Origin of the sequence: Bradyrhizobium iriomotense (genome assembly GCF_018129405.1) — a bacterium.
In the GTDB taxonomy this organism is placed as follows: Bacteria; Pseudomonadota; Alphaproteobacteria; order Rhizobiales; family Xanthobacteraceae; genus Bradyrhizobium; species Bradyrhizobium iriomotense_B.
Genome location: NZ_JAFCLP010000011.1, coordinates 49,066 through 65,143 on the forward strand (window position 1 = coordinate 49,066; position 16,078 = coordinate 65,143).

Annotated in this window: 16 protein-coding genes; 5 read left to right on the plus strand and 11 right to left on the minus strand. The window is 64.7% G+C overall.

Annotated elements, in window-relative coordinates; all coding sequences use genetic code 11:
- Positions 1-46: 46 nt before the first annotated feature.
- On the plus strand, positions 47-1,621 hold the full coding sequence (locus JQ592_RS22120) for an AMP-binding protein (protein WP_211404905.1): 1,575 nt from the start codon (positions 47-49) through the stop codon (positions 1,619-1,621).
- A 6-nt stretch (positions 1,622-1,627) separates the two neighbouring features.
- Here the strand turns inward: JQ592_RS22120 and JQ592_RS22125 are convergent, their stop codons facing one another.
- Genes JQ592_RS22125 through JQ592_RS22150 form a run of 6 tightly spaced genes read right to left on the minus strand, consistent with a single transcriptional unit; the run spans position 1,628 to position 7,048 of the window.
- The gene (locus tag JQ592_RS22125) at positions 1,628-2,539 is read right to left on the minus strand and encodes a flagellin (protein ID WP_211404906.1); all 912 of its coding nucleotides are present in this window, start codon (positions 2,537-2,539) and stop codon (positions 1,628-1,630) included.
- Between the two features lie 12 nt (positions 2,540-2,551).
- The gene (gene flgK, locus JQ592_RS22130) at positions 2,552-4,327 is read right to left on the minus strand and encodes a flagellar hook-associated protein FlgK (RefSeq protein WP_211404907.1); all 1,776 of its coding nucleotides are present in this window, start codon (positions 4,325-4,327) and stop codon (positions 2,552-2,554) included.
- A gap of 20 nt (positions 4,328-4,347) precedes the next feature.
- A complete protein-coding gene (locus tag JQ592_RS22135; RefSeq protein ID WP_433996432.1) occupies positions 4,348-4,806 on the minus strand; it encodes a flagellar protein FlgN in 459 nt (152 codons plus the stop codon).
- Positions 4,807-4,821: 15 nt separating this feature from the next.
- Positions 4,822-5,082, minus strand: coding sequence for a hypothetical protein (locus tag JQ592_RS22140; protein ID WP_211404909.1), 261 nt, complete (start codon positions 5,080-5,082; stop codon positions 4,822-4,824).
- Positions 5,083-5,085: 3 nt separating this feature from the next.
- Entirely contained in the window at positions 5,086-6,351 is a 1,266-nt protein-coding gene (gene flgE / locus JQ592_RS22145) for a flagellar hook protein FlgE (protein WP_211404910.1), read from the minus strand.
- 31 nt (positions 6,352-6,382) lie between these two features.
- Complete coding sequence (locus JQ592_RS22150; RefSeq protein ID WP_211404911.1) at positions 6,383-7,048, minus strand: flagellar hook assembly protein FlgD; 666 nt, start codon at positions 7,046-7,048, stop codon at positions 6,383-6,385.
- A 35-nt stretch (positions 7,049-7,083) separates the two neighbouring features.
- Between JQ592_RS22150 and JQ592_RS22155 the strand changes: the two genes are divergently transcribed.
- Complete coding sequence (locus JQ592_RS22155) at positions 7,084-7,344, plus strand: hypothetical protein (protein WP_211404912.1); 261 nt, start codon at positions 7,084-7,086, stop codon at positions 7,342-7,344.
- Positions 7,345-7,478: 134 nt separating this feature from the next.
- Here the strand turns inward: JQ592_RS22155 and JQ592_RS22160 are convergent, their stop codons facing one another.
- The 5 genes from JQ592_RS22160 to JQ592_RS22180 form a co-directional block, all read right to left on the minus strand.
- The gene (locus JQ592_RS22160) at positions 7,479-7,751 is read right to left on the minus strand and encodes a hypothetical protein (RefSeq protein ID WP_211404913.1); all 273 of its coding nucleotides are present in this window, start codon (positions 7,749-7,751) and stop codon (positions 7,479-7,481) included.
- Between the two features lie 170 nt (positions 7,752-7,921).
- Positions 7,922-8,350, minus strand: a complete 429-nt coding sequence (gene fliS, locus JQ592_RS22165) for a flagellar export chaperone FliS (protein WP_211404914.1) — start codon at positions 8,348-8,350, stop codon at positions 7,922-7,924.
- Positions 8,350-10,032: a flagellar filament capping protein FliD gene (gene fliD / locus JQ592_RS22170; protein WP_211404915.1), complete on the minus strand. Its 1,683-nt coding sequence runs from the start codon at positions 10,030-10,032 to the stop codon at positions 8,350-8,352. The genes fliS and fliD overlap by 1 nt, the downstream gene beginning before the upstream one ends.
- 62 nt (positions 10,033-10,094) lie before the next feature.
- The gene (locus JQ592_RS22175; protein ID WP_211404916.1) at positions 10,095-10,919 is read right to left on the minus strand and encodes a flagellin; all 825 of its coding nucleotides are present in this window, start codon (positions 10,917-10,919) and stop codon (positions 10,095-10,097) included.
- Between the two features lie 144 nt (positions 10,920-11,063).
- Positions 11,064-11,762 carry an RNA polymerase sigma factor gene (locus tag JQ592_RS22180; RefSeq protein WP_211404917.1) on the minus strand — a complete coding sequence of 233 codons (699 nt, stop codon included), beginning with the start codon at positions 11,760-11,762 and terminating at the stop codon, positions 11,064-11,066.
- A 96-nt stretch (positions 11,763-11,858) separates the two neighbouring features.
- On the opposite strand from JQ592_RS22180, the gene JQ592_RS22185 reads away from it, so the two are divergent.
- Genes JQ592_RS22185 through JQ592_RS22195 form a run of 3 tightly spaced genes read left to right on the plus strand, consistent with a single transcriptional unit; the run spans position 11,859 to position 16,069 of the window.
- Entirely contained in the window at positions 11,859-12,227 is a 369-nt protein-coding gene (locus JQ592_RS22185) for a hypothetical protein (RefSeq protein WP_211404918.1), read from the plus strand.
- Between the two features lie 48 nt (positions 12,228-12,275).
- On the plus strand, positions 12,276-14,690 hold the full coding sequence (locus JQ592_RS22190) for an HAD family hydrolase (RefSeq protein WP_211404919.1): 2,415 nt from the start codon (positions 12,276-12,278) through the stop codon (positions 14,688-14,690).
- A gap of 59 nt (positions 14,691-14,749) precedes the next feature.
- A complete protein-coding gene (locus JQ592_RS22195; protein ID WP_211404920.1) occupies positions 14,750-16,069 on the plus strand; it encodes a hypothetical protein in 1,320 nt (439 codons plus the stop codon).
- The last annotated feature ends 9 nt before the right edge of the window (positions 16,070-16,078 follow it).

Consider the following 16,078-nt stretch of genomic DNA (forward strand, 5'->3'; position numbering starts at 1 on the left):
AGCCATCAAGTAGACAGGTTTGCGCGATCGGGTTACTCCGGTTGCCATGAGCGCCGACGACTTTTCGCTGCAATCGCTGATCCGGATCGAAGACGCCGCCGATCCCGCCGTCGTGTTTGACGGCGTGCCGGTCTCCCGCGCGGAATTCCTGGAGAAGATCGAGCAGACCGCGGCCTGGCTTGCCGCGCAGGGTGTCGGCAAGGGCGACGTCGTCGCGGTCTGGCTGGTCAACCGGATCGAATGGATCGCGCTGCTGTTCGCCGCCGCCCGCCTTGGCGCCGTCGTCGCCGCCGTCAACACGCGCTACCGCAGCGCGGAAGTCGTACATCTGCTTCGCGTTTCCGGCGCCAGGCTGATGGTGGTCGAGGCCGCATTCCGCTCGATCGATTTTGCCGCCATTCTTGCCGATATCGCCAGGGCCGAGGTGCCAGCACTGCAGAAGCTGGCAGTGGTCGGCGCAGACGCAATCCCGGCGCACTGGCCCTGTGTGCGCTTCGATGCGTTTGAGGAGCCCTATCCACCCGCCCCGCCCGCCCAGGACGACGTCGACCTGCCCGTGCTGCTTTATACGACGTCAGGCACGACCAAGGGACCGAAACTCGTCGCGCATTCGCAGCGGACGCTCGCCGTGCACGCCGCATCAGTCGCCACAGCGCTGAAACTCTCGCCGCAACGCCATTCGCTGCTGGCGATGCTGCCGTTCTGCGGCACCTTCGGCATGACGAGCCTGCTCGGCTTCGTCGCAGCGGGGGCGACCATCCATGTGCTCGACGCCTTCGAGGCCGCGCCCGCGCTGAAGATCCTCGAAGCGCAGAAGATCACCCATTCCTTCGGTTCGGACGAGATGTTCCGCCGCATTCTTGCGCTCACCGATGCGCCACGGCCATTTCCGCATCTCGAAGTCTGCGGCTTCGCTGCGTTCCAGCCCGGTTGGCGCGAGCTGGCCGCAGAGGCCGAGGCCCGCGGCCTGCCGCTGTTCGGCCTCTACGGCTCAAGCGAGGTGCAGGCGCTGTTCTCGATTGGCCGCCCGCACGACGCCTTCGCCGATCGCATCGAGGGCGGCGGCTGGCCGATGTCGCCCGAGGCGAAGGTGCGCGTCCGGGACACCGAAACCGGTGAGCTCGCGGCCCAAGGCCTCTCCGGCGAGATCGAGATCAGAGCGCCCTCGCGCTTCCTCGGCTACTTCAACAATCCGGACGCAACCCGCGATGCGATCACCGCCGACGGCTTCTTCCGCACCGGCGATATCGGCCGGCTGCGCGGTGACGGGGCCTTCGTCTACGAAACTCGCGCCGGCGACGCGATGCGGCTCGGAGGTTTTCTCGTCGCCCCCGGCGAGATCGAGGACGAGCTCAAGTCCTGCCTGGGTGTTGCCGATGCCCAGGTCGTCGCGGTCGACCTGAAGGGCCAGGCGCGCTGCGTCGCCTTCGTGATCCCGACGAAGCAGCCACCGCAGCAGGCGGCGCTGACCGCGAGGCTGCGGGAGCGGCTCGCCGCCTACAAGGTGCCGGCACGGATCTATCTCGTCGACGCCTTCCCCGTCACCGACAGCGCCAACGGCGTCAAGATCCAGCGCGCCAGGCTTCGCACCATGGCCATGGAGCTGATCGCCGCGGAATAGACAGGCCTATTTCAGGTAGCTCGCGAGGTTCAGGCTCAGGATCTTGCCGAGCGCCGAATAGGATGCGGTGAGCTGCGTCTGGTAGGTCGAAAGCTGCGCGGTGATGGCAGCGACGTCGACGCTGGTGAGGTCGTTCGAGAGCGTCTCGGCATAGCTCTTGTAGTCGGTCTGGCGGGCGCTCGCGGTCTCGATCGAGGACGCGACGCTGGAGAGCTTTGCCTGCACCGCCGCGGTGTCGTCGAGGGCCGTGCTGGCGAGATCCAGCGCGCTGGTGATGTCCGAGGACGACAGCGTGGTGCTGTTGGCGACGAACTTCAACACGCGCATCACCTCCTCGAATGCCGAATTGTCGGCGGTGACGCCGTAGGACACGGTTTCATCGGCCGCGACCCGCACCGATGCAATCTCACTGTCGCCATTGTAGTAGCTGGTGTCCGCCGTGGTCGTCGAGCCGGTGCCGGACGCAAAGCTCGTGAGATCGACCGGCGCCGTCTCCGTCTTGCCGCCGGCGAAGACGTACTGGCCGTCATATTGCGTATTCATCAGCGAGCCCATCTGCTCCAGCAACTGCTGGGCGGAGCTGATCACCGAATTCACTTCGGTCGAGCTCCCCGTCGAGGCGGCGCTGAGCTGGGAGCGGAGCTGGGTGAGGATGTCGGTGACCGAGCCGACCGCCGAATACATCACCTGGACCTTGCTGTCGGCGAGCGTTGCGGCATCGATATAGGACTGCGCGCGCGTCACCGAAACCTGGAGATTGACGACGTGCTGCGCGTCGGAGCCGTAGCCGCCGAAATCGGTCGAGACGACGCCCGAGGATTCCTGGATCTGCTTGTTGGCCATGACCGATTCCACGCGCATCGCGTCGGCGATCATCCTGTTCGACTGGGCGAAGGTGGCAACCCGCATCGCGACCATGCGCGTGCCCTCTTACGTCGACTGCACGGCGGTGAGCAGCGCCGAGTACATGGAGTTGATGGCCTGGATCAGCGCCGAAGCGGCCGAATATTTGTTCTGGAGCGTGCTCAGATTCGCCGATTCTTCGTCGAGGTTGACGCCGGACTGCGACGACAGCGAGTTTGCGTAAGTCGACTGCGCCGTCTCCTTGGAGGTGTAGTCGGTCGACGCCTGCGAGGCCTTGCTCGAAACATCGGAGACGATGGCCGAGGCGTAGTCGGCCAGCGACCCCGTGGTGGCGGCAACGCCGCCGGTCGACGCGAAGGTCCGCGAGTCCGTCAAGGCATCGTAGAAGGCATTGATCACGGTGGCGGAGCCCGACGACAGCACCGTGCCGCCGACCGTCAGGGTCGACGACGAATCCAGCGTCGCGAGCTGCAACTCGTTCGTTCCGGACAGGATCTTGCTGTTGACCGCAATGTCCGACGCGCTCGTTCCCGTCACCAGGTCGTTGAGGCCAAAATACTCGGAAAATCCCTCGCCCGAGCTCCCGACCGAGCTCGTCATCTCGTTGATGGCGACGCCGTTCCCGGAACCCGTCGCCGTGATCGAGAGATGGCCGTCCGCATCGACCGACGCGGATAGGCCCGAGATGCCGTTGATGGCCGTGACGAGGTCACCGACCGTCGCATAGGACGACAGATCGAGATCGCTGTAGGAGACCAGATTGCCGCTCTGGTCAGTGACGGCGAGGCGCACCGTGCCACTGGCCGACAGCGCCGTGCCGCTGGTGACGGCCGTCGTGCCGGTCAGGCTCGTCGGCGCCGGCACCGAGGAGGCGCTGTTCGAGACGCTGTTCATCGCGGAAGCAAGCTGCTGGGCGAGCTGGTCGAGCTGCGACTGCGCGTCCGGCAGCGTGTCGTCGCGGAGCGTGATCAACGCCCCGATGTCTCCGCCGGATATCTGGGAGGTGATGTCGACGCCGTTCACCGTGATCGCGCTGAAGCCGCTCGACGAGGAGCCGGCCGTATAGGTCGTCGACGCCGTCACATTGGCGGCGGCCGTATAGCTGATTGTGTGCGCGGAAGAGTCCACCAACGCCTGGCCTGACGTGGTGTAGATCTGGAGATCGCCGTTCGACGCCGTGAAATAGCTGATATTCATCTTCGAGGCGAGGTCCTGGAGCGCGGTGTTGCGCTGGTCCTCCAGGTCCGCGGTGGACTGCCCGGTCGCGGCCGTCTGCTTGATCTGGGCGTTGAGGTCCGCGATCTGCTGCAGGTCGGTATTGACGTCGTCGATCGAGGACGCGATGTCCTGGTCGGCGTCGGAACGCAGCTTCTGGATCCCGCTCGATGTCTCCCGCAACTGGCTTGCGACGTCGTCGAGCGCGCTGACGACGTTGGATTGCAGCGAGGCGCTGCTCGGCGTGCTCGCCAGCGACGACAGCGCAGATTCCAGCGCGGCGATGCTGTTGGCGAGCGAGGTCCCGGAGGAGGAATCGTCGCTGCTGCTGATCGAGCCGTACAGCTTCTGGAGCGACGTCAGATAGGTGTTGGTGGTGTCGGCCGCGCCGAGGTCGGAATCCGCGCTGACCAGCGACTTCAAAAGCAGCTTGTCGACCGTCGAGGTGATGCCCGTCACCGTGACGCCGGTACCGACGCCATTGGTGACGCTGCTCGACTGGTTGGCGGACTTCTTGGTATAGCCGGTCGTGTCGGCGTTCGAGATGTTCGACGACGTCACGCTGATCTGCACGGACGTCGCCGACAATCCGCTGAAAGCGATCGATCGTGCGATATCGAGTGACACGGCGGGGCCCCCTTGAACGGTCAGGCGCTGCGGCTGGTGCCGCTGGAAACGGCGCGGGCGGCGGCGACGCGGCCGGACGCGCCATAGGGCGACACCGCCGCGATCTGCTCGCGGATCGCCTGCATGACCGCCTCGATCCGGCGGTTGCTGGCCTCGATCGCCGCCCGCAGCCGCACCAAATTCTCGTCCATCGCCGCGCGCAGCTTCAGGATCTTGTCCATCAGCTGTTCGCGCAGGATCCGGTCGCGTACGTGCAGGCTGGTCGTGCCCACCGCGTATTCGGCCACCGTCCGCTCGAACATCTCCGCCAGCCGGTTCTTCTCGTCGACCTGTTTCAGGCGCGAGGCGGGGAGGCCCTTGGCGAGTTCGGCATTCTCTTCGGCGACGAGCGCGGTCAGCGTGTCGATCAGTGTGATCAGAGACTTGATCCTGATGTCGCCATTCGCAGCGTTCGTCATCTTGGCCTGGGCTACACTCATGGTCATCGCCTTCTTCTAGTTATGCCGTTTGCCGCGCTGGACTTGCGAGCTGCGCAAGTAAGCGCCGATCGCGGTCGCCCTCACGGTTGCCTGCCGCATCTCGCCCTCGATCTCCGCGCATTCCCGCAGGAGGCCGCGGCGTGTCGTTTCGACGTCGTCGAGCAGCGCGAGGAGCTGCTTGCGGTCACTGCCCTTGAGGGTCGCGGCCCGCGCCAGCAGCCGCTGCATCCGACGCAGCAGCGCCTCGCCGACCGCACTTACCTTTTCACCGGGCATCGCTCACCTCATCGCCGAGATCAGGGTGTCGTACATCTTGTTGACGGTGGAGATGACCTGGGACGCGGCGGAATAGGCCTGCTGCGCCGAGATCATGCTCGAGAACTGGCTGGAGGTATCGGTGGTCGAGGATTCCAGCTCGCTGCCGTAGATGGTGCCTGCGCCATTCTCGCCGGAGCCCTGCAAGGAGGCGTTCCCCGACGTAACTGTTGCCGAATAGAGTCCGTTGCTGGACGCGGCGAGCCCGTTGGGATCGGCAAACGTCGCAACTGCGATCTTGTAGATCGCAATGGTCTCGCCGTTGGAATAGGTCGCGTTGACGAGGCCGTCATCGCCGATCGAGATGCTCGACAGCTTGCCGTAGGACAGGCCGTCGGAATCGATGCTAGTGACATTGACGTCCGGCGTCGTCTCGCCGGAGGCATATTGCGTCAGGCCGTCGGTACCGCCGACCGTGCCGAGGTTCATGGTGACGGTGCTGTCGGCCGCGCCGTCGGTCCAGCCGGTGATCGAGACAGTTGCCGGGTCCGGACTGGTGCTGGCCAGCGAGCCGTCGCTGTTGAAGGTGATGTCGATCGTGCCCGAGGCCGTACCCGTCGCGGTCGTGGTGTCCGACGACGATGTCGGATTGGCGAAGCTCGCGCTCCAGGCGTTGGTGCCGGTCTTGGTCCAGGTGATCTGCATCGTGTTCGCCGCGCCGAGCGAATCGTAGAGCGTCATCGAGCTGGTGTAAGTGTCGCCGGTGGCGGCATCCGACGGCAGATTGGCCGCGATCGTGGTCTTGGTGGTGGCGCTGCCGCTGGTCGAGGCGACTTGGGTGTTGATGGCCTCGAGATTGCTGGCCGATTCGCTGCCGACGACGTTGCCGTCCTCGTCGGTGCGCCAACCTTCGAGGTAGCTGCCGTTGTTCTCGAGATAGCCGGCATTGTTGATCGTGAAGGCGCCGTTGCGGGTGTAGGACGTGATGCCGCCGGACGCGGCACTGGTCACCACGAAGAAGCCCGAGCCCTGGATCGCGACGTCGGTGGCATTGGAGGTCGCGGCGAGCAGGCCCTGCTGGGTGATGTTCGAGCGGCCCGAGACGGTGACACCGCCCGATGCGTAGGAGGTGGTGTTGCTCGACGCGGTCACGAGCGCGTCGAACATTGCCGACGTCGTCTTGTAACCCGTCGTGCTCGAATTGGCGATGTTGTCGCTGATCATCGACAGGGACTGGCTCTGCGCACTGAGCGCCGAGATTGCCGAGGACAATGCACCGGTGAGACTCATGATGAAACTCCGAGGGAAGCAGGCCGCAAGATCAGGACGTGACGCCGAGGATGTTGGCGGCGCTGACGGCGACGCCGTTCACCGTGAGCGAGGGCGTGGAGGTCGAGGTATCGATGCCCGTGACCATGCCGGTGACCGTCGTGTAATTGAGCACCGAATTGCCGGCGGAATCGGTGGCGGTCACCGAGATGGTGTACTTGCCGCCGTCGGAGAGCTGATTGCCGCTGGAGTCCTTGCCGTCCCAGGTGAAGCTGTTGAAGCCGGAATTGCCGGTGCCGGTGCCGGTGTAGACGACGTTGCCGGAGGAATCCGAGATGCTGATCGAGACGTTCGAGGCGGCCGAGGACAGCGAGTAGCCGTAGGTCGCCGAGCCGTTGCTCAGGGTCGTCGTGTCGGACTTCGCTTCGACATTGTGGCCGATGTAGTTGACCGAGTTCAGCGTCACGAGGCTGGAGAACGAACTGGATAGCGAGCTGAGACTGCTATTGATCGACTGCTGCTGATTGTAGTTCGAATAGGACATCAGCTGATTGGTGAGATCGGTGGTCGAGGTCGCGTCCAGCGGATTCTGGTTCTCGAGTTCGCTGACCAGAATGCTCAGGAACTCGCTCGAGGTCAGCGAGGAACTCGATGATGTGCTCGACGACGATGTCGTCGTGCTTGCGGTTGTCGTGGAGCTCACGGCGGAAACGGTCATCAGAAACTCCGCTTTCTTGCGCGGTCGGCGACCCCATGTCGGTCGCGGCGCTTGAAATCTGTCTGCTGATGAAACGCGTGGGCGCGCCGATTCAGGCGAGGATTCACGCGCGTGAAAATGGCTTTCGACACGGCAAAATCTGCCGTGTGCGTGTCTTAAAAGAGCGGCGAGTTACAAACGGATTTGGCGCGACGGTGGCGGTGCGCTCCCTCGCCTCGCTCATGTCCGCCGAAGCCTTGGCGAAGGCGGATGCGGGGGCGCGACGAGCTGCGCTCGCGCTGAGAGGGTTGGGGTGAGGGGGAGTCTCCACAAGGAAGGTGACAGTTAGACTCGTGGAGAGTCCCCTCACCCGGATTGCATCTTCGATGCAATCCGACCTCTCCCCGCAAGCGGGGCGAGGTGAAGGAAGCGACGTGAGAAAAAGAGCCGCTCAGCTCTCCGCCGTCTCGCCTTCGGTGCGCGGCTCGGCGGTGTCGCTCTTCATGTTCGCAGCCGCGGCGACGATGCGGTCGGCGAGGCCCTTGGGCGCGCGGACCGGAGGCGCAGCGAGCGCCTGGCGCAACGCGCGCGCTTCGTCCAGCAGGGCCTGCGCGGCGGCGGATTGCGCCAGCAGCGCTTCGGCGGGCAAACGCCGGTCGTCGGGCCAGAGGGAGAGATCCTCGCCCAGCCGGTCGATCAATTCCTCAAACTCGGTGACGTCCATCGCCCGCCGATCCCGCCTCGGTCAGGCCCGTCATAAAGCATTGCAGGCGCGGCGGAAACCGGATTTCAGCGGCTTTGGACGCCAAATCTGTCCGCAGCACTACGGAACGCGGCGGAAACGGCGGACCGTCTCGCGCCTGTCCTCCCCGCGTCGCGGAGGAGCAGGCGTCTTCAGCCCTTGCGGGCCGAATCGCCTGGTCCCGGCTTGCCGCTCCGTACGGTCGTGTCGACAAATTCCCAGGCCTCCCGCAGCTCGGCCAGCCCGGCGATGATGCGGCCGAAACTTTGGCGGGCGTGCGGACGGCCATAGGCCTTGAGGCTCGCCAGGATCATCGCGTTGTAGGTCTGGAACAGCCGCTCCGCCACGTCGCCGCCTTTGGCGAAATCGAGGTTGTGGCTGAGCCCGCGCAGGATCGCGGTCGCCTTCATCAGGTAGTCGTGCCCTTCCTCGAAGCGCCGGGCCTCCTGGGCGGCCAGCGATTTCTGCAGAAACGTGATCGTGCCGCCGATCAGCATCGCGACCGCCTTGAGCGGCGGCACGGTCGTTGCCGTTCCCCGATAGGCCTGGTTGGCCATGTACGCCATCGGATTATGCATCATCAATCACTCGAGCTGGAATTGAGCAGGGCCTTGAGATAATCGAGCGTGCTGTTGGCACTCTCGATCGCGGCCTGGTACTTCGCGTATTGCGTCTGAAGCTGCGACTGCAGCGTCGAGGCCGCGCTGTTGATGTCGTCGACCTTCTGCTGAAGCTCGTCGTCGCGGTTGGTCAGGCTGGTGATCTGCGTCTGCAGTGCGCCTGATGACGATGAGTAGTTCTTCGCGATCTGGTAGATCTGCGATGCGATCCCGGTGGTCGAGGTCACCGTGATCGATTGCGAGGTCGAGCCGCTATAGGTGAAGGCCATGCCGGCATAGATCGAGCCGGACGCGCCGATGATGGTGGTGCCGCTGACCGTGAACAGCGAGGAGTCGCCGCCGACCGAGGCCGCAGTGAGATTGCCGTCGGAATCGACGGTGAGATCCAGGGTGAAGGATTGCGGCGACGTCCCGGTGTTGACGACGCTGAGCTGGCTCGACGACGTCGTGGTCTGCGCCGACAGCAGCTTGGTCACACCGCTCAGATTGGTGCTCAGGATCTCCGACAGCGTCGAGGTGTCGAGCTCGAGCTCGTTCTTCTCATTGAAGGACAGACCGAGATCGGCCATGGTCATGCCGCCCACGGTGCTGTTCAGGGCGTTCTGGAGCGCATCCATGATGTTGCGCATGGTTCCGTCGCCGAACAGGACCGCGCTCGAGTCCGCCGTGCCGTCGGTTGCGGTCGCCTGCTGGGCGATCACCTCATCGCGAAGGGCATTGTAATTGGTGACGAACGTCTCCACCGCCGATTCGATCTGGCTGGTATCGGTCTCGATGCTGATGTTCAGCGAGGTTCCGTCCGGCGTCGCCTGAAGCAGGCTGAAGGTGACCCCGCTCAGCACGTCGGAGATGTCGTTGGTGTCGCGGGTCATCGAGATGCCGTCGAGCGTGAATTCGGCCGACTGCGCCTCCTGGATGACGTTGGTGAAGCTGCCCGAGCTGTCGGTCACGCCGAGCTCGTTCATGATGTCGTCGCCGGACGTGCTGGAATAGGTGATGTCGGCGGCATCCTCGGTGCCGGTCAGCACCATCTGGTACGACGTGCTGGACACCTGCACGATGGAGGCCTGGACATTGGTCGTCGAGGTCTGGGCATTGATGGCATCGACGACGTCCTGGAGCGACATCGTGCTGGTGACGGTGATGTCGGACGTAGCACCGCCCGAAAGACCGATCGAAAACGTGCCGGAATAGCCGAGCTCGTCGGTCTGGCTCGATTGCGCAGCGCCGGACACCTTGTGTGCGGTCGCGAGCTGACTGATCGTCAGCGTGTGGTCGCCGATTGCAGCCCCGTTCTTGATCGTCATGGAGAGCGCCGAGGAGGCGCTGACATCGCCGGTCGAGCTGATGCTCGCCGCGCGCGTCGCGAACGCGCTGGTGGAGAGCGAGTTCACCACCGCGGTCGAAAGCGACGACAGGCCCGAATACAGCGTCTGCAGGTCGGTCTGCAGCGTCTGATAGGCCGAGATCTTGGCCTCGTTGTTCGTGATCGTGGTCGAGATCGTATCCGCCTGCGCGGTCTTCGCGTCGACGGCGGACTGGATCAGCGCGGACCAGTCGATGCTGCTCGAATTGGTCGTCCCGCTCGTGGTGACGGTGACGCCGGAACTTGTGCTGCTGCTGGTTGAGCTGACGCTGGTCACTTGGCCTGATTATCCCCTGGCAGGGAGCGGGCCGGCGTCACGCCGGCCCGCCCGGATTATCATCAGCCCAGCAGCTTGAGCAGGTACTGCGGCATCTGGTTCGCGGCGGCCAGCGCCGACACGGCGGCCTGGGTCTTCACTTCCGCCGAGGAGAGCTTGGACTGCTCGGCCGCGATGTCGACGTCCTTGATCGCCGAGTTCGCGGACTGCAGGTTCTGGGTCTGGGTCGAGATCGAGTCGGCGCTGAAGTTGAAGCGCGATTCCTGGGCGCCGATGCTGGCGCGGGCGGCGGAAACCGTATCGATCGCCGTATCGAGCGTGGTCAGGGCCGAGGTCGCATCCGACAGCGTGCTGACGTCGAGCGAGGAGACGCCGAGCGAGGATGCAGTGAGGCTCGTGAGCGTGATCGTGATGGTGTCCGAGCCGGACGAGCCGACCAGCACCGAGACGCCCGAGGCGAACACGCTGGTGCCGTCGAGCAGGCTCTGGCTGGAATAGCGGGTGCCGGACGCGATCGAATCGATCTCGCTCGTGAGCTGCGTGAATTCCGAGTTGATGTAGGCGCGGCTGGAGTCGGTCGTGGTGCCCGAGGCGGACTCGGAGGCCAGCGACTTCATGCGGGCGAGAATGTCGGAGATGTTGGAGGCGCCGCCGTCGGCGGTCTGCAGGATCGCGGTCGCCTGCGAGGCGTTGGTCGCGGCCTGCTGCAGCGTGGTAACGTCCGAGGAGATGCGGGTCGAGATCGCAAGGCCGGCAGCGTCGTCGGACGCCGAGGTGATGCGCGAGCCGCTCGACAGTTTCGATAGCGAGCTGGTTTCCTGCGACGAATTGATGTTGAGGTAACGGACCGCGGCGTTGGCGGCGGTATTGGTATTGATTGCGGGCATTGGAAGCTCCTGTGGTGATGGGCATGGCGTGCCGCATCGTGGAAATCGACTTACGACGACGCGGACCGCAGCCCCGTCCGTTCGCTCAAACGGCGGAGCGCAGAGAGATCAGGCGCGAAAATTTCTGCGAGGCGAATTTTATGGTTAGCAGTCGGTAAACGCGGTGCGGATGTCGCGCTCGTGCTTGCGCAGCAGCTGGCGGAGCTGCTGACGTCCACGCTTGAGCAGCGACTCCACCGCGGCGACCGTCGTGTCCATCACCTGGGCGATCTCGCCGTTGCTCATGTTCTCGTGGTACGAGAAGATCACCGCGACGCGCTGCTGCTCGGGCAGGCGCTGCATCGCGAGCTCCAGCATGTCGTTCAGCTCGTTGCGCTCGATGATCTCGACGGCGCCGGGCTGACCATCGGCGACTTCCGGCACCGTTTCGACATTCTCGTTGCGCGGCTTGCGCCTGATGTCGATGCAGCGGTTGGAGATGACGCGGTAGAGCCAGGTCGAGAATTTTGCGCGGCCGTGCTGCCAGCGACCGCGATGGCTCCAGACCTTGAGCATCGTGTCCTGCACCACGTCCTCGGCGTCCGCCGCATTGCCGACGATGCGGAGCGCGATCGCATAGGCGCGATCGATATGACGCTCGACCAGCATGCGGAACGCCGCCTCATCGTCGGCAGCGAGCCTGTCCAGGAGTTCGCTGTCCTCGTCGAAGACGACGTCGTCGGAAGGGGGCACACTGTCCGGCGCGAGCGGCACCGACGGCGCGACCTGCACGACCGCATCGACCGGCGCCGTCGTCGTGATCTCGGCCTCGGCGGGAGCCCAGACATCAGCAGCGTAACTCATCCCGCAACCTCCAACCCGCAATGCCGGAGGCGCACATGCCACACGGCTTCCAGGCGTTGAACGGGACACCAAAACAATCCAGGCGGAGAATTTTTGTTGTTTTTCAAGATGTTAGCCGGTCGTTTTTGCCGAGTGTCGGGCAATAATTGCCGACTGCGCGATCATCTCGCGCCTCAACCCTGCAATCATCACATCGTCTCGCGCCATGGCGGATCATCCATCCTGAACAGATGTCGTGGTGAGAAAACGCTGACATTACGCGGCACTAGGCGATCGAACGCGACACGCGCGCAGCGCATGAAGACGCGATTGTTTCCGAGTGTGAATGAAGGCGAGACGACTTTCGCACTCGGCAATTTTTTCCGAATCACCTTTTTCGAACCTAGCGATTTTTTTGAATCTGTCAGTCGCGGCGAATGCGATTTTGAATCGCGCGTGAACTTTTTTCGCGCGTGTGGCGCCTGACTGGTCAAATGCGCACGTTAATCGTCCTGGTGGACGGGGAATTGCCGCATGACGATCGCAACGACTGGCGCAGCGCGCCGCGCCGAAATTGTTTCTGCTTGGTCGTTCGATGTTTTCGATACATTTCTGCTTCGTGCCTGCACGAGCCCAGATGGCGTATTTGAAAGGACTTACGAGCTCTCGGGCATTTCAAGAACTTGTCCGAATGTTTCCGTCAGTTTCGTTCAGCATCGAATCCAGGCCGAAGGGCGCGCACGCAGGGCCGCGAAGGAAAAGCGCGGTGCGGTCGAAGTTCAGATCGAGGACATCTATTCGTTCTTTCCGTTCAATCTGTTCGGTCTCACGCGCCGCGATCTGAGCGACCTCGTCGAATCGGAGTTCGCGGCCGAGCTCGAGCTTTGCCGCGTCAATCCGGACATGCTTCGGCAATATTCAGAAATGAAGCGCGCCGGCCATCGCGTCGGATTCATCTCCGACACCTATTGGGATTCCGCCCGGCTGGCGCGGCTGCTGCGCGCCTGCCGCCCCGGCCTCGTGTGGGACTTTCTCTATGCCTCCTGCGACCATGGCAGCGGCAAAAGCGAAGCGCTGTTCGCAAAATACCTGACCGAGCAGGGCGTCGACGCCGGCGCCTCCTTCCATATCGGCGACAACGAGCACGCCGACATCAAGGGTGCGCGACGCCACGGCATTCGGCCGCGCTACTATCCCCAGGCCTCGCGGGAATTGACTTCGAAACTGCAGCGTGAAACCGCGCTGTTCGAGCTGCTGTGCCCGGGCGTCCCTTCGCGACTCGATCACGGTTCGCGCACACTCCGGCGCATGACGGCCGCACGAAGCGCCGAGAGGTCTCCCGCCTTTCACCTTGGCGCGACGGTGCTCGGTCCGGTGATGACCGCCTTCGACGCCTTTGTCGCGGGGCGCTGCGAGCAGATCGCGGGTCCCGGCCGGCGGGTGGCGCTTGGCTTTCTCGGCCGTGACGGCTTTCTGTCGCACCGGATCTGGCAGGATCTGCACGGGGCGACCTCGGCCTATCTCGAAATCAACCGCCGTGTCAGCCTGATGGCCTCGGCCGACACGATGCAGCCGCTCGTCGACTTTCTCGCCAAGATAGCGAAGCTCGACGCGCCGACATTTCGCAACATGGTCAAGGTCCTGCCACCGAAAGTCGCGGCGTTCTTCGCGAAATCGCCCGACGGGATCGTGACCGGCCAAGAACTCGCCGAGGCGTTGCCCGCCCTGATGGAGACCGGCGAGCTTCTCGAGCTCGCCACAATCCAGCGTGCGCGGCTGCTCGCCTATCTGCGCCACGCGATACCGGACTTCGATGACTGTACCGACCTCGTGCTTGCCGACCTCGGCTATTCCGGCAGCGTGCAGAAGGCCCTCCGGCGGGTCTTCGACCTGGAAGGAATCAATATCCGTCTTCATGGCGCCTATCTCATCTCCCTCGATGATTGCTTCGACGATCTCGCCGAGCAGGACAGCGCGACAGGTTTCATCTCCGATCTCGTGATCGCGCCCCACGCCAAGCGCATGCTGTTGCGCAACGTCGCGCTGCTGGAGCAGGCCTGCTGCTCCGCCGATGGTTCGGTGCGCGACTATGACGGCGACCAGGTCCTGCGCGAGATCAACCCGCATTCCGCCAGCCAGATCGCGCTGGCCGCCGAAATCCAGGCCGGCGCGCTCGCCTTCGCGGCTGGCGCCGGGGATGTCGCACGGGACTTCTCCCTAAGCCCCTATGCCGCGCCCGACGTCGCGGTACGCTGGAGTGCCGCGACGCTGGCGCGCCTGTTGCTGCTGCCCGATGACGACGAACTGGCGCTGCTCGGCGGCTTGCAGCACGACGTCAATCTCGGCACTCAGGCGCTGGCGCCGATGCTCGACCGCGATTTCGTCCGCAATCAGATCACCGCGCGCGGCCTCTCGGCTGCCTGCACCTCGGCCGGGCCGCCGATGTGGCTTGCAGGCAGCTTCGCGCTGATGTCACCTTCCTACGCCTATCTCTATACGCTGTTCGGCGCCAACCGCCTGCCCGCCGACGTCTTCGAAGAGAGTCCCTGTGGAATGGTTCAGGTCGGATTGTTTCGCGCCAATGGCGAGGCGGCGCTGGAATCGGTCGCCGTGCACCGAACCGGACTCGGGGAGCTGCGCGTGCGCGTTCCGGTTTCGCGCGCCATGGGTATCGCCATGCTGGCGCTTCCGTTGCCGAAATTCGCGGCCGAGGGCCTCCTGCATGGCGTCACTGTGCAATCCGCCGGCGAGACCCGCGAGGCCGCCGCAAGTCAGGACGTCGTCGGCATTGCAGCCGGGAGCCTGGTCTATGCCGGCGTGCAACGGAACGGCGAGCACTATCGCGCCGAGCGCGACGACGGCTGCCTGCTGATCCCGGTGGCGCCGATGACGCAGGAAATCGCGATCTATTCCGTCGCGATCACTCCGCTCGGTGCCGGCACCAAATAGTGCGCCTGATCGCGCCGCCCCGGACGTTGAAGTCCAAGGCTGGCGCGAGGGGCACGGAATTGACGGACGGGACGCACGAAGACCTTGATCGGCTGCTGCAATCCGGCGGTGTCAGGCTCGGCCCGGCCCAGCGCAACCGCCTGGGCTGGCTGGTCGAGCACTACGGTGCGCCGATGCTCGACGGTTTCAGCGAGGGGCGGCGGAACGGCGTCATCGTTCTGAGGGAGCCGCCGAGCGGGGCGGCCGCCGAGCTGTTCTATCGCTCGCTCACCCCCGGCTGCGCTGTCGTCATTCCCAGAAGCGAGAATCCCGGCTTCGATTTCCTCAAGTCCAAGCTGACCGAATTCGGCACCGTCGGCCCCTGCGGCGCGGACGGCCCGCACGAGATGTGGTGGGGCGGTATCGGCTGGTCGAAATTCCTCACCGCAGCCGACACGTCCACGATCCGCCCGCGGATCGTCTCCTGCTATCCGCGGGGCGGCGATGCGACCGCTGCCTTCGCGCTCCGGCACTCGCTCGAGCGCTTCGACCTCGCCTGTCACATCGAGCCGATCGAGACCCAGCTCGGCGAGCGCATCCTCTGCTTCGAGAAAGCGGAGTTCATGGTGCGGATGTGGAACAAGTATCGCGAGCCGCTGCTGTTCGTCGAGGCCGGCGCCGTGTTGCGCGAGGCGCCGCTGCTGCCGTCCTTCCTCGGCTGCGATGTCGCCTTGCACAAGTGGAATCGCTGGGAGATGTCGGCGCGCACGCTCTATCTCGGCCGCACCCAGCGCGCCGAAATGCTGCTCCGCGCCTGGCAGCAGCTCGCCGCATCCTATCCTGCGATCTGGGAGGGCTATTTGCTCGACCAGGCCTGGAGCCTGACCTCCTCACAGGGGCCGCTCGATACCGTGTGGCTTCCCCGCTCCTATCATTCGCTGAAAGGCGACCTCGGCGCGATGCGCGCCACGATCCTGCATGACCAGCAGACCACGACACTGGAGCTTGGTCCCGACCCCGGCTTTGCCGGCATCGTGCGCACGGCCCGCCGTGCCGGCCGCACCGGCTCCCGCGACGCCTTCATGGTGATGACCTCGAAAGCCGAGACCGGCGGCGGCATCGCCGTGATCCTGCGCGACGTCTCGGCCAGTGACGCGGGCGCGGTGGCTGCAACCGTGGAAGCCGTGACCGGTGCCTATGCCGCCGATTGCGGCGGCTACGGCCGGCTGGAGCTGTCGCTCTGCGCCTGGCAGGACGACGTCGGCGCCGCGCGCGAAGCCGCCGCTCTCGCGCGCTACCGCGTCCTGGAGATCGCGCCGGGACAGCGCATCGCCAACGATTTCTTCGCGATCCACGCTTCCGAACATGCGGCCATGACCGCCCGCCATCTCTTCCCCTGACGGATCTCA